This is a genomic window from Bacillus sp. S2(2024), from assembly GCF_050474045.1.
GTDB classification, from domain to species: domain Bacteria; phylum Bacillota; class Bacilli; order Bacillales; family Bacillaceae_G; genus Bacillus_A; species Bacillus_A yunxiaonensis.
The window spans coordinates 3,507,411-3,520,553 of the sequence record NZ_JBFLUS010000003.1 but is presented as its reverse complement, the minus strand read 5'-3'; the positions used below and the strand labels follow the sequence as shown (position 1 = coordinate 3,520,553).

At 36.9% G+C, this 13,143-nt stretch carries 13 protein-coding genes; 10 read left to right on the top strand and 3 right to left on the bottom strand.

The window, feature by feature from the left end:
- Positions 1-70: 70 nt before the first annotated feature.
- The 6 genes from zapA to AB1284_RS17825 all read left to right on the top strand — a co-directional run bounded on the left by zapA (position 71) and on the right by AB1284_RS17825 (position 7,917).
- A complete protein-coding gene (gene zapA, locus AB1284_RS17850; protein ID WP_154709943.1) occupies positions 71-340 on the top strand; it encodes a cell division protein ZapA in 270 nt (89 codons plus the stop codon).
- Position 341: 1 nt separating this feature from the next.
- On the top strand, positions 342-881 hold the full coding sequence (locus AB1284_RS17845; RefSeq protein WP_336481888.1) for a CvpA family protein: 540 nt from the start codon (positions 342-344) through the stop codon (positions 879-881).
- A 53-nt stretch (positions 882-934) separates the two neighbouring features.
- Positions 935-2,653, top strand: a complete 1,719-nt coding sequence (polX, locus tag AB1284_RS17840; protein WP_429753650.1) for a DNA polymerase/3'-5' exonuclease PolX — start codon at positions 935-937, stop codon at positions 2,651-2,653.
- 20 nt (positions 2,654-2,673) lie between these two features.
- Positions 2,674-5,034: an endonuclease MutS2 gene (locus AB1284_RS17835; RefSeq protein WP_429753651.1), complete on the top strand. Its 2,361-nt coding sequence runs from the start codon at positions 2,674-2,676 to the stop codon at positions 5,032-5,034.
- A gap of 241 nt (positions 5,035-5,275) precedes the next feature.
- The gene (locus tag AB1284_RS17830) at positions 5,276-6,352 is read left to right on the top strand and encodes a nitric oxide synthase oxygenase (protein ID WP_429753652.1); all 1,077 of its coding nucleotides are present in this window, start codon (positions 5,276-5,278) and stop codon (positions 6,350-6,352) included.
- A 365-nt stretch (positions 6,353-6,717) separates the two neighbouring features.
- Positions 6,718-7,917 carry a class I SAM-dependent rRNA methyltransferase gene (locus AB1284_RS17825; protein WP_429753653.1) on the top strand — a complete coding sequence of 400 codons (1,200 nt, stop codon included), beginning with the start codon at positions 6,718-6,720 and terminating at the stop codon, positions 7,915-7,917.
- A gap of 75 nt (positions 7,918-7,992) precedes the next feature.
- On the opposite strand, the gene AB1284_RS17820 is transcribed toward AB1284_RS17825, so the two are convergent.
- From AB1284_RS17820 to AB1284_RS17810, 3 genes are all read right to left on the bottom strand, one after another.
- Complete coding sequence (locus tag AB1284_RS17820; RefSeq protein WP_429753654.1) at positions 7,993-8,187, bottom strand: YwbE family protein; 195 nt, start codon at positions 8,185-8,187, stop codon at positions 7,993-7,995.
- Positions 8,188-8,361, bottom strand: coding sequence for a hypothetical protein (locus AB1284_RS17815; protein WP_429753655.1), 174 nt, complete (start codon positions 8,359-8,361; stop codon positions 8,188-8,190).
- A 512-nt stretch (positions 8,362-8,873) separates the two neighbouring features.
- On the bottom strand, positions 8,874-9,326 hold the full coding sequence (locus tag AB1284_RS17810) for a hypothetical protein (protein WP_429753656.1): 453 nt from the start codon (positions 9,324-9,326) through the stop codon (positions 8,874-8,876).
- A 444-nt stretch (positions 9,327-9,770) separates the two neighbouring features.
- Between AB1284_RS17810 and AB1284_RS17805 the strand changes: the two genes are divergently transcribed.
- The 4 genes from AB1284_RS17805 to AB1284_RS17790 all read left to right on the top strand — a co-directional run bounded on the left by AB1284_RS17805 (position 9,771) and on the right by AB1284_RS17790 (position 13,124).
- A complete protein-coding gene (locus AB1284_RS17805) occupies positions 9,771-10,466 on the top strand; it encodes a response regulator transcription factor (protein ID WP_429753657.1) in 696 nt (231 codons plus the stop codon).
- Between the two features lies 1 nt (position 10,467).
- Positions 10,468-11,403, top strand: a complete 936-nt coding sequence (locus tag AB1284_RS17800) for a HAMP domain-containing histidine kinase (RefSeq protein WP_429753658.1) — start codon at positions 10,468-10,470, stop codon at positions 11,401-11,403.
- A gap of 124 nt (positions 11,404-11,527) precedes the next feature.
- Complete coding sequence (locus AB1284_RS17795; protein ID WP_429753659.1) at positions 11,528-12,451, top strand: ABC transporter ATP-binding protein; 924 nt, start codon at positions 11,528-11,530, stop codon at positions 12,449-12,451.
- Positions 12,444-13,124 carry an ABC transporter permease gene (locus AB1284_RS17790; RefSeq protein WP_429753660.1) on the top strand — a complete coding sequence of 227 codons (681 nt, stop codon included), beginning with the start codon at positions 12,444-12,446 and terminating at the stop codon, positions 13,122-13,124. The genes AB1284_RS17795 and AB1284_RS17790 overlap by 8 nt, the downstream gene beginning before the upstream one ends.
- Positions 13,125-13,143 lie beyond the last annotated feature (19 nt).

The window sequence follows — 13,143 nt, the reverse complement described above, 5'->3', positions numbered from 1 at the left end:
TGTTTCCATATCATGTTTTTTCATGGTATGATAATCTGTAGGATTCTGTACGGGATTGGAGGACAGTAAGTTGTCACAACAAAAAGGAAATCGAAGTAAAATTAATGTAGAAATTTACGGTCAACAATATTCAGTTGTTGGCGATGAAAGTACAAGTCATATACGCATAGTCGCGGCGATTGTGGATGATAAAATGCGCGAACTGAATGCTAAGAATCCTTCGCTTGACACAAATCGATTGGCGGTGTTGACGGCAGTCAATGTCGTGCATGATTACATAAAATTAAAAGAAGAAAATGAAAAGTTGAAAGAAAGAATGAAACAAAAAGGAATGGAATAACATGGTTGATATTATAATCATTGTATTGCTTGTTATGGGTTTTCTTCTTGGTCTTAGAAGAGGGCTTGTACTGCAACTTGTAAAGTTAGCAAGCTTTATTATTGCCTATCTTGTGGCATATTGGTATTGCAAAGATTTAGCGCCTGCACTGCAAAAAATCATTCCGTATCCATTTAAGCCAGAAACAAATGTGCCGAATTGGATTAATGCAAATAATATGGAAACAGTTTTTTATCAAGCAATTGCGTTTATCGCATTATTTATCATTACAAAAATCGCGTTAACGTTACTGGGACAGCTTTTGAATATGTTTACAGAAATCCCTGTTTTGAAACAGATTAACGCATTAGGCGGAGCTATCTTAGGTTTTTTAGAGGTGTATATTATATTGTTCGTATTAATTGTGATTGGTACAATACTTCCAGTTGGACAAGTGCAAACGTCGCTAAATACATCAACAATAAGCAAAGTAATTGTAAATGATACACCAATTCTTTCTGAAAAAGTTAAGGAATTATGGCAGACAGGTGGCAAGGTATAACTTCTCTTTTTCGAAAGAGAAGTTTTTTTCTATGATGGGAAGGCGGGAGAAGAATGAAAGTAAATAAAAAGCAAGTGATTAAACTACTTGAGACGATTGCACTTTTTATGGAGTTAAAAGGTGAAAATCCCTTTAAAATATCAGCATTTCGTAAAGCGGCAGCGGCACTAGAAAGTGATGATCACAGCCTTTCAGAGATTGAAGATTTTACGAAAATACCAGGAATTGGAAAAGGAACAGCAGCCGTGATTGCAGAATATATTGAAGTTGGAACGTCAGAAGTGCTCGCGGAGCTGGAAAATGAAGTACCGAGCAGCTTATTGCCGCTTTTAAAATTGCCAGGTCTTGGCGGTAAAAAAGTAGCGAAATTATATAAAGAACTTGGCGTTGTAGATATAGAAACATTAAAGAAAGCTTGTGAGGAGAATCGAATTCAAGCGCTTGCTGGATTCGGTAAGAAAACAGAAGAGAAAATACTAGAAGCAATCGCTCAAGTTGGTTCTCGTCCAGAGCGTCTTCCGGTAGCGATGGTACTTCCTATTGCCGGGGAAATAGAACGGAAATTGTCGAATGTGCCAGAAATTATTCGGTATTCCCGTGCTGGTAGTTTGCGCCGTGTTCGCGAAACAGTGAAAGATTTAGACTTTATTATTGCAACTACAGAACCAGAAAAGGTGCGGGAGCATTTATTACAGTTTGATAATATGATTGAAGTCATTGCAAGCGGAGATACAAAAGTTTCTGTACGTCTTCAGTATGAGTACGATATTTCTATTGATTTCCGTCTTGTTAAGCCGGAAGAATTTATTACAACTCTTCATCATTTCACAGGTTCAAAAGACCATAATGTAAGAATGCGCCAAATTGCGAAAGATAAGGGTGAAAAAATTAGTGAATACGGTGTTGAAAACTTAGAAACAGGTGAAGTGAAGACATTTGAAACAGAAGAAGCCTTTTTTGCTCATTTTGGTTTACCGTTTATTCCGCCAGAAGTGCGTGAAGATGGCAAAGAAATTGACCTAATTGAACAGTATCCAAATCTGATTCAGTTTTCTCATATTCAAGGTGATTTACACATGCATACGACGTGGAGTGATGGTGCTTTTTCTATTGAGGAAATGGTACAAGCATGCCGCGCTCGAGGATATAAGTACATGGCGATTACCGACCATTCCCAATATTTAAAGGTAGCGAATGGTTTAACGAAAGAGCGTCTTCGTGAGCAAGGAAAAGAAATTGAACGCATCAATGAAAAGTATCCGGATATCACCATTTTACGTGGTATTGAAATGGACATTTTACCGGATGCAACGCTTGATTTTGATGATGAAGTATTAGAGGAACTTGATTATGTCATTGGTGCTATTCATTCTAGCTTCTCACAAGATCGTGAAACAATTATGAAGCGCCTTCGCACGGCAATTGAAAATCATCATGTGACAATGATTGCACATCCAACGGGCCGCTTAATTGGTCGACGTGAAGGATATGATGTCGATACAGATTTATTAATTGAGCTTGCGAAAGAAACAAATACTGTACTTGAATTAAATGCAAATCCAAATCGTTTAGATTTAAGTGCTAAACTGTTAAAACAAGCGCAAGATGCAGGCGTGAAAATTGCAATTAACACAGATGCTCATACGCTTGAAATGCTCGAGGACATGGAAATTGGTGTTGCTGCCGCGCGAAAAGGTTGGATTCAAAAAGATACAGTTATTAATACATGGGATATTGAACGTTTATTAGATTATATTAAGCGTAATAAGTAACACAAGGGGGACAAGCAACTATGTTAGAACGAACGTTGCGGGTATTAGAATATGACAAAATAAAAGAACAATTGCTTGAGCACGTTGCTTCTTCACTTGGCCGTGATAAAGTGAAAGGGCTTATGCCGAGCACGAATTATGAAGAAGTGGTAGAACTTCAAGAAACAACAGATGAAGCAGCAAAAGTGATCCGTTTAAAAGGGCATGTGCCACTTGGCGGAATTTTTGATATTCGTCCAAATGTAAAGCGTGCGAAAATTGGCAGTATGTTAAGTCCGCATGAACTGCTCGATATTGCAAGTACGATGTACGGCAGCCGTCAAATAAAACGATTTATTGAAGATATGATTGAAAACGGCGTTGAACTTCCAATTTTAGAAACGTATGTAGCACGCATTATATCTTTATATGATTTAGAAAAGAAAATTACGAACTGCATTAGTGATGGCGGAGAAGTAGTTGATAGCGCGAGTGAAAAACTACGAGGTATTCGCCAGCAAATTCGCACAGCGGAAAGTCGCATTCGTGAGAAACTTGAAAATATGACGCGTTCTTCTAACGCACAGAAGATGTTATCAGATGCGATTGTAACGATTCGTAACGATCGCTATGTAATTCCTGTTAAACAGGAATATCGCGGTGTATACGGTGGTATCGTTCATGATCAGTCTGCTTCAGGACAAACATTATTTATCGAGCCTCAAGTGATTGTTGAATTGAATAACACACTGCAAGAAGCACGAGTGAAAGAAAAACAAGAAGTAGAACGCATTTTAATGATGTTAACAGAAGAAGTTGCTGCTGAGGCTGATGTTGTTTTAGAGAACGTTGATATTGTGGCAGAGTTAGATTTCATTTTCGCAAAAGCTTTCTATGCGAAACGATTAAAAGCAACGAAACCAATTTTGAACAATGAGCGTTATATGAATTTACGTCAAGCGCGCCATCCGCTTATTGATCCTAAAGTCGTTGTACCAAACGATATTGTGCTTGGAAAAGACTTTACAACAATCGTTATTACTGGACCGAATACAGGTGGTAAAACCGTTACATTAAAAACGGTAGGGATTTGTATACTAATGGCGCAATCTGGTCTGCAAATTCCTGTTCTTGATGAATCAGAAATTTGTGTGTTTAAACATGTTTTTGCTGATATTGGAGATGAGCAATCTATTGAACAAAGCTTAAGTACATTCTCATCTCACATGGTGAACATTGTTGATATTTTAGAGCAAGCTGATTTTGAAAGTTTAGTTCTGTTTGATGAATTAGGAGCAGGAACAGATCCGCAAGAAGGAGCTGCGCTTGCAATTTCAATTTTAGATGAAGTGTATAACCGCGGTGCGCGCGTTGTCGCAACGACGCATTATCCAGAACTAAAAGCATACGGATATAATCGTGAACAAGTAATTAACGCAAGTGTTGAGTTTGATGTAAATACATTAAGCCCAACTTACAAATTGTTAATTGGTGTACCAGGACGAAGTAATGCTTTTGAAATTTCAAAACGTCTTGGTTTATCTGACCGCGTAATTGACCGTGCTCGTGGTCATATTAGTACAGAGTCAAATAAAGTAGAAAATATGATTGCTAAGCTGGAAGAAAGTCAAAAGAATGCTGAGCGTGAATGGAATGAAGCAGAAGAGCTTCGCAAGCAATCTGAAAAACTTCATAAAGAATTGCAGCGTCAAATTATTGAATTTAATGAAGAACGTGATGAAAGATTATTAAAAGCACAAAAAGAAGGCGAAGAAAAAGTTGAAGCTGCTAAGAAAGAAGCAGAAGAAATTATTCGTGAACTGCGTCAACTGCGAAAAGCAAAGCTTGCTGATATTAAAGACCACGAGCTAATTGAAGCGAAAAGCCGCCTAGAAGGAGCAGCGCCGGAGCTTGTGAAAAAACAAAAAACAAAAGTGAAAAACACAGCGCCAAAACAAGCATTGCAGCCAGGCGACGAAGTAAAGGTATTAACGTTCGGTCAAAAAGGTCAGCTTCTTAAAAAAGTAAGTGACAACGAATGGAACGTCCAAATTGGAATTCTGAAAATGAAAGTAAAAGAGTCCGATATGGAATATATTAATACACCAGCCCCTGTTGAGAAAAAGGCAGTGACAGCAGTAAAAGGAAGAGACTATCACGTTTCTTTAGAGCTTGATCTGCGCGGCGAACGCTTTGAAGACGCGATGGCACGTGTTGAAAAATATTTAGATGATGCACAGCTCGCAAGCTATCCACGCGTTTCCATTATTCACGGAAAAGGGACAGGAGCACTGCGTCAAGGTGTACAAGATTACTTGAAAAGCCATCGCGGCGTGAAAAGTTTCCGATATGGTGATATGGGCGAGGGGGGCCTTGGTGTTACAGTTGTAGAATTGAAATAGGAAAACAAGCAAAGGGGAAACGGCTATGTTTATGGACAAACTTGCAAAAGTATTGTTAGCTTGTTGCGGAACGTTCTTTATTATTGGGGTTATATATTTGCTGTTTTTTGCGAAATAAAGGAGAGAACACCGTTTTTGGTGTTCTTTTTCATTGCCCGTTTTCTAGATATTAGAGCATGGGCATGAGTAGAAGTTGTTATGTATAATAGAAGAATGTTATACAGGAATAGAAGGAGCCGTTATGATTAAAACGAAGAAACTGTTAGAGGAAGCAACTAATTTTATTACAGCTTGCTATAATGAGCTAGAAAAATCTCATGAAATACAAGATAGGCTATCACAAATTGAAGCTGAAATACAAAATACAGGAACGTATGAACATACCTTTGAAGAACTTGTTCACGGAGCACGAATGGCGTGGAGAAATAGTAATCGCTGCATCGGTCGTCTCTTTTGGAATAAACTGCATGTATTAGATGCGCGCGATGTAAATGATGCAGAAGGTATATACGAGGCATTGCTTCATCATATTCAATATGCTACAAATGACGGGAAAATCCTACCTACAATTACTATTTTTAAACAATATCAAGGTGAGCATAATCAAATTCAAATTTATAATCACCAGTTGATTCGCTACGCGGGATATGAAACCGAGCAAGGTATTATCGGTGATTCTCATTCCCTATCATTTTCGAAAGTTTGTCAGGAGCTTGGCTGGAGTGGTAAGGGGACACATTTTGATGTGTTGCCGCTTGTATTTTCAATTGATGGAAACGAACCAGTTTATATGCCAATCCTAGAAGAATATGTAAAAGAAGTGCCGTTAGAACATCCGGAGTATCCTTTCTCCTCTTTGGAAGCAAAGTGGTACGGCGTTCCGATGATTTCTGATATGCGTTTAGAAATTGGCGGTATTTCTTACACAGCCGCACCCTTTAATGGCTGGTATATGGGAACTGAAATAGGTGCACGCAATTTAGCTGATCAGGATCGTTATAATCTTCTTCCCGCTGTCGCTGAGATGATGGGATTAGATACATCAAGAAATAGTACACTCTGGAAAGATAAAGCATTAATAGAATTAAATGTAGCAGTTTTACATTCTTTCAAAAAACAAGGAGTAACTATTGTAGATCACCATACAGCGGCTCAACAGTTTAGTCAATTTGAAAAGCAAGAAGCAGCATGCGGTCGTCTTGTAACAGGGAACTGGGTATGGTTGATTCCGCCTGTATCTCCTGCAGCAACGCACATTTATCATAAGCCTTATCCAAATCAAATACTCACTCCTAATTTTTTTCATAAAAAAGGGTAAGAGCTTGTTATGTGGATAAAAGAATAACGTGTTATAGTTAGAAGGGCCTGTTTATGGGGGATACTTATATAAAGTGAAACTTCCATCAGTGGGGATTTTTTTCATCTCCCACTGATGGAAAGCTCTCACCAATCGGGATCTTAGGGGCAGTTATACTCCATCTATCTTCTTCGCTTTCTCTAAATCTTGAGGTGGGGGTTACTGCCCCTTAGTGCGGGATAAACAGCCCTATTTCATTTTGTGAATATATATGCTTCTAATATAGAGTGGTTTCATACATAAGATAAGTTGTAATCAAGCTTCTGACTTCGTATAAGCCTTTCTGAATAGCTAGAAAGCATTGGAATTGAAAGGTAGGATATGTGATGAAAACAGAAGTTATTTTAAAAGTTAAGACGAAATACGCAAACGAATTAAAAAGTGGCTATCCACTTATTTCGAAAGAAGCAATTATAAATTTACACCATGTAAATGCAGAAGGTACAATCGTAAAGCTTGTGGACGAAAAAAATAATTTTATCGGTACAGGATATTACGGTAAGCAAAACAAAGGATACGGCTGGGTTCTAATAAGAAAAGAACAAGAACAAATTGATCAAGCCTTCTTTGAAAAGCAGATTAAATCCGCTTTAAGTAAACGTAAAGATTTCTATAAAGATACGGAGACAACAGCATTTCGCGTGTTCAACGGTGAAGGCGATGGAATCGGCGGCTTAATCATTGATTATTATGACGGGTATTACGTTATTAGCTGGTACAGCGAGGGAATTTATCAATTTAGTAAAGAGATTATCGAGTCCTTACAGAATGTGACTGAATTTAAAGCGATCTATCAGAAAAAGCGCTTTGATACGAAAGGTCAATATATTGAAGAAGACGATTTCGTAACAGGAGAACGCGGAGAGTTTCCGATTATCGTGAAAGAGAATGGTGTAAACTTTGCGGTGTATTTAAACGACGGGGCAATGGTTGGTGTATTTTTAGATCAACGTAATGTTAGAAAGCAAATTCGCGACAAATATGCAAATGGCAAGACAGTCTTGAATATGTTCTCCTACACAGGTGCGTTTTCTGTTTTTGCAGCACTTGGCGGAGCGGCAAAGACGACAAGTGTTGACCTTGCAAACCGCAGCTTAAGTAAAACAATTGAACAATTTAGCGTGAACGGCGTTGACTATGAGGCGCAAGATATTATCGTAGAAGACGTATTTCACTATTTCAAATATGCAGTAAAGAAAGCGTTGAAGTTCGATATGGTCATTCTAGATCCGCCAAGCTTTGCGCGTTCAAAAAAATATACATTTAGTGCTGCGAAAGATTATAAAAACTTATTAAAAGAAGCAATTGCGATTACAGAAAATAATGGTATTATCGTAGCTTCTACAAATTGTAGTGCCTTCGGTATGAAAAAGTTCAAAAGCTTCATTGATACGGCATTTAAAGAAATGAACGGAAAGTATAAAGTGTTAGAAGAACATTCATTGCCAGAGGACTTCCGTACCATTTCACAGTTTCCAGAAGGTGATTATTTAAAAGTGGTGTTCATAAAAAAAATCAAAGGCTAAATGTACAATATATCGACTATTCAACGAAAAGTCACATAAGAAAAGGAGCTCATATTCAAAAATGAGCTCCTTTTCTTATGAAATAATATTTTTCACACGACCGACCTGTCCATCTTGAAGGCGGACTTTAATACCGTGTGGATGTGAAGGAGAATTTGTCAAAATATCCTTCACAATACCTCTTGTTAATTTTCCTGTACGCTGATCTTGCTTTAGTACAATATCAACCTCTAGACCAGGCGATATATTTACGCGTTTCTGTCCGTTCATTTATACACCTGTGCGTCTGCGTTGATTGTTTGGTTTCTTCGTTTGTTGATTTTGCAATTTCTTCGTTCCTTGACTTTGATTTTTAGCATTTGATCCATTTCCATTTCCTTGCTTTTTCTTTGCAAGTTGCTCACGCATTAAATCCGCTAGGCTTACTTTTTTATTCTCTGACATATGAAATCTCCTTTTATATAAAGTAAATTGTAAACATTCATAGTGAACTCCATCATATCATTGTTGGAGGAAGAAATGAAGCGGCACTATAGGTAATTAAGAAGTTCTATAGGGGCTTTCGGGTGGAGAATGGGGTGGCAGTCTTTAATAGCGGGATAAACATGGGGGAGCAACGACAGGTTTGATTGAAGAGGGTTCATAAAGAACCCTCCACAGGTTCTTTATACTTTTTAAATAGTTTTTTGTAGTCATAAAAAATTTTTTGAACCTTTTTACTCAAAAGAGCGAATATAAGGGTGAAGAATATTTTTGGGGAAAAGGAAGGGTTTATAAAGGTTTTGTATGTAATGACAATGGAAAATTTGTCTTAAAGGACTTCTTTTGGAAATGTGTTAAAACGAATCGGTAGTCGATGTATCGATTCAATTAACAAAAAGCCCCTTCAGTGTATGAACTAAAGGGGCTTTTCGCTCGTATATCCAAAATTGTGGATGATATAATGATCTGTTTCCTTATGGAGTGACAGGGCTAAGCGGAGCGAAAGGATAATGCGGGAGAGCATGTGAGATGACAGGGGTAGGTGAAAATTGATGATGCAAGATTGTATTTCCTTCTTGCGGAACACCCGCAGTATTGACTCCAAATGTGTTCATGATGACACATTTGGCAGGTCCATGTTGAGGAGTCACAAGTACTTCGTAGCAAGGACTTGGTTGCTGAAAAGGATTTGGAAGAAATGCATGAATCACGAGAAGATTGCGAGGAGGAATTGTAAATGTAACCGATGTGAGAATCGGTTGAACGTTGTCAGGCGAAACGATGCTGCTTTGCTGAGGTTGAATCGTTTGTGCAGTGTTTAAAGGTGGATTGACGACTTGTCCGCACAAAAATGCCGACTTGGCAACTTCGGCTGGATTACACGTATTTTGCCAATCTAACACGGATACAGTGACGGTTTGGGGCATGCTGTAATCCTCATTTAAAAGCGTGACGATTACGATCTCGGTATTGGGGTTTCTCCATATAGATCCTGTCGTAAATGCAGTGGATTCCCTTGAATATTTTGGAGCTGGAGCGGGATACCCATAATGGTTAGAGTGTTTTGCTGACAAGAATAATAAAACTCCTTTCTATTAGGATGTAATTTAATTATATGACATTGTGTCTATTTTGCTTGTATGCTTGTCCGATTGATAAGATTATTGAATATTATATTTTATTAGAAATAAAGTCCATTTGAAGGTAATTGTATTCATATATGAGGAATTGAAACGAGGAACGATGCTACATGCTAATCGGTATAAAAGAATGGGCATGGTTATATGTGAGCGACTCAGTATATTTTGTTTACCGAATTCAACCATCATATTACAATATAAGTATAAATTTTCAAGAAAACGGGTGATGGTGTGCAACGTAAAATTTTATTAGTAGAAGACGATATATCTATTCAAGAAATGGTGGATGGGTATTTAACGAAAGAGGGGTTTGTTGTAGCAGTAGCTTCAGATGGAGAGGAAGGGCTTACTAAATTTTCACAAGATCAGTTTGATTTAGTTATTCTTGATATTATGATGCCTAAAATAGATGGCTTAGAAGTGATGAATAGGATTCGGAAAAAGAGCTCTGTTCCGATTTTAATTATGTCAGCAAAGGATACGGATTTGGATAAAGCATTAGGGCTTGGGCTTGGTGCTGATGATTATATTTGTAAGCCGTTTTCTATGATTGAGTTATCGGCACGAGTGAAGGCTGGAATCCGCCGGTCAACTACATATTCCGCTCCGCAGCAAAAAGAAGATGACATGATTGTGATCGGGAATTTGAAAATGGATATGGCCAATTTTATCGTTCAAAAAAACGACGAAACTATTAAACTTACGTCGAAAGAGTTTGAGCTTTTAAAGCTATTTGCGACCAATCAAAATCGCGTGTTTACGAAGGCGCAAATTTATAGCTTAATTTGGAATGAAGAATATTACGGTGATGAGAATGTTATTAATGTACATATGAGAAGGCTGCGTGAAAAAATTGAAGACGATCCCTCTCAGCCGCAGTACATTAAGACATTATGGGGCATCGGTTATAAGCTGGAAGTGATATAGAATGCTTTTATTTTTAACGGCTATTATTTTTTTATTACTTGGTGTCATTTACTTTCAATATCGTATGGGAAAAAGTCGAAGTGCGAATTTACGTTATACATATGGAAAATTACACGCAATTTTGGAAAAGCAAACGAGTGAAAATTTATTAGTTGTGACAGATGATAAAGAATTGAAGTCATTATTAGTAGCGATCAATTATTTGTTAGATGAAAAGAAAAAAACAATTGCGAAGCACTCGAAACTGGAAATTTCTATGAGAAAGATGCTTTCTAACATTTCGCATGATTTAAAGACGCCGCTTACTGTTATTCTTGGTTATGTGGAAATTTTAAATGTAGATAAAACGATAAGTGAAGAATATCGGAAGGTCTTACTAGAAAAAGTTCATACGAAAACGTTAGAAGTGTTAGATCTTATTCATAAATTTTTCGATCTTGCCAAATTAGAATCTGGTGATAAAGAGATTGCAATGACACGGGTCTATATGAATGAAATTTGTCAGGAACATATGCTGTCATTTTATGATTTATTAACAACACAAGGATTTGACGTTCATATTGATATACCGGAAACGCCGATATATGCGCACGGGAATACAGAAGTTATCGGAAGAATTATGAATAACTTAATTTCAAACGCAATTGCCTACGGAGGAGACGGAAAAACATTAGGGATTACACTGCGAAGTGATGAGCAATTTGTGTACGTGGACATATGGGATAAAGGAAAAGGAATATCTGAATCTCATATCGATAAAGTATTTGAACGGATGTACACATTAGAAGATTCACGAAATCGATTGTATCAAGGCAGCGGACTTGGACTTACGATTACGAAGCGTCTTGTAGAAGCGTTAGGGGGAGAAATTCATCTGTCTAGTACACCCTATGAGAAAACAGTGTTTACAGTTATGTTAAGAAGAATCAATTTTTAGCTTGTAGAAAGAGCAATTCTACAAGCTTTTTTAACTTAAGATATTTGTAAGAAATGGGTAAGAAAAAAGAGAGTTTCATTTCTTATTATATAAATATAGAACGGGCGCGAAAGGAGAATGAAAGATGACGTACGTATTGAAAACGAATCAATTAACGAAAGTGTTTCAGGGTAAAGAAGTGATTTCTAACGTGAATATGCATGTGAAACAAGGCGAAATATATGGATTTCTAGGGCCGAACGGTGCTGGTAAAACGACGATTATGAAAATGATTACGAATTTAATTAAACCGACGAGCGGTGAGATTGAGATTTTCGGTGAGAAATTAACGAATACTTCATATGAAGTGTTAAAGCGAATGGGGACAATTATCGAATATCCAATTTTTTATGAAAAACTAACAGCTAAAGAGAATTTGAATTTACACTGCGAATATATGGGGTATTATGACAAGAAAGCAATTGATCGAGCGTTAGATCTTGTGAATTTACACAATGTTGATGATAAGCAAGTAAAAGATTTTTCACTTGGGATGAAGCAGCGCTTAGGGATTGCTAGAGCGATTACAACAAAACCAGAGTTGTTAATTTTAGATGAACCAATTAACGGTTTAGATCCGATCGGCATTAAAGAGTTACGAGAATTATTTAAACTGCTTTGTAAAGAATATGGAATTACGCTGCTAGTGTCTAGTCACATTTTAGCTGAAATGGAACAAATGGCAGATACAATTGGCGTTATTCAAAATGGGAAACTAATAAAAGAAGTTTCGATGAAAAGTATTAATGGCCAACAAACGGAGTATATCGAAGTCACTGTTCAAGATGTAAAACGAGCAGCTTATCTGTTAGAAAATAAACTACGCCTAACAAATTATAAAATTATGGGTGAAAATATGATTCGCATTTATGATATGACCGCGACGCAGCAAGCCATTTCGAAAACTTTAATTATGAATGATATAGCAATTGAGAGTATCAATAAAAAGCATAGTTCATTGGAAGAGTACTTCTTAAATCTTATGAATGGAGAGGGAATCCATGCTTAATTTAATAAGATTAGAACTAGTCAAATTTAAATTATGGCCAGTCATTAAAGGAGCCTTCATTGCACTTCTTATTATGCTAGGTTTCGTTACATTAATAATGCTTGATGGAGAATTTAAAAGTTACGATGACGCTTTTCGGTTTATTGATATTTTTGTGAAAGCAACATTTATGATATTTGGAGCAAGCTTAATTGCTAAATTCATTATTCAAGAGTTTCAAGAAAAGACAATGACAGTCATGTTTATGTATCCGATTAATCGCAAAAAAATGATGATTGCAAAATTATTCATTATTATGATCTTTGCATTTCTGTCGATTGTTATTTGTGACATTGTCATTTTTAGTTTCTTTTATATATTAAATATATATTATTCATTCATAGCAGAGCCATTAACCATGACAATTCTTATGCAAAATGCATCTAAATTATTAATGAATGCCATCGCAGCAACTGGAATTAGCTTGATTCCCTTATATTTTGGTATGAAAAAGTATTCCGTGCGGACAACGATTGTATCCGGGGTTATTATTATGTCATTACTAACCTCTAGCTTAAGTGGTAATTCTTCATTGTACGATATTGTTTTCATTCCTATTACATTAGCTTGTGTTGGATTATTGATTGCCTATATGACTGTAAGGAAAATAGAGAAAGTGGATTTGTTTAAGTAAATTAAGCGTACTAGGGGGA

Excerpts from the sequence above, each read along its gene's own strand:
- AB1284_RS17845 (WP_336481888.1), top strand. The coding sequence starts at position 342 with ATGGTTGATATTATAATCATTGTATTGCTTGTTATGGGTTTTCTTCTT.
- polX (WP_429753650.1), top strand. The coding sequence starts at position 935 with ATGAAAGTAAATAAAAAGCAAGTGATTAAACTACTTGAGACGATTGCA.
- AB1284_RS17835 (WP_429753651.1), top strand. The coding sequence starts at position 2,674 with ATGTTAGAACGAACGTTGCGGGTATTAGAATATGACAAAATAAAAGAA.
- AB1284_RS17830 (WP_429753652.1), top strand. The coding sequence starts at position 5,276 with ATGATTAAAACGAAGAAACTGTTAGAGGAAGCAACTAATTTTATTACA.
- AB1284_RS17825 (WP_429753653.1), top strand. The coding sequence starts at position 6,718 with ATGAAAACAGAAGTTATTTTAAAAGTTAAGACGAAATACGCAAACGAA.
- AB1284_RS17820 (WP_429753654.1), bottom strand. The coding sequence starts at position 8,187 with ATGAACGGACAGAAACGCGTAAATATATCGCCTGGTCTAGAGGTTGAT.
- AB1284_RS17815 (WP_429753655.1), bottom strand. The coding sequence starts at position 8,361 with ATGTCAGAGAATAAAAAAGTAAGCCTAGCGGATTTAATGCGTGAGCAA.
- AB1284_RS17810 (WP_429753656.1), bottom strand. The coding sequence starts at position 9,326 with ATGCCCCAAACCGTCACTGTATCCGTGTTAGATTGGCAAAATACGTGT.
- AB1284_RS17800 (WP_429753658.1), top strand. The coding sequence starts at position 10,468 with ATGCTTTTATTTTTAACGGCTATTATTTTTTTATTACTTGGTGTCATT.
- AB1284_RS17795 (WP_429753659.1), top strand. The coding sequence starts at position 11,528 with ATGACGTACGTATTGAAAACGAATCAATTAACGAAAGTGTTTCAGGGT.
- AB1284_RS17790 (WP_429753660.1), top strand. The coding sequence starts at position 12,444 with ATGCTTAATTTAATAAGATTAGAACTAGTCAAATTTAAATTATGGCCA.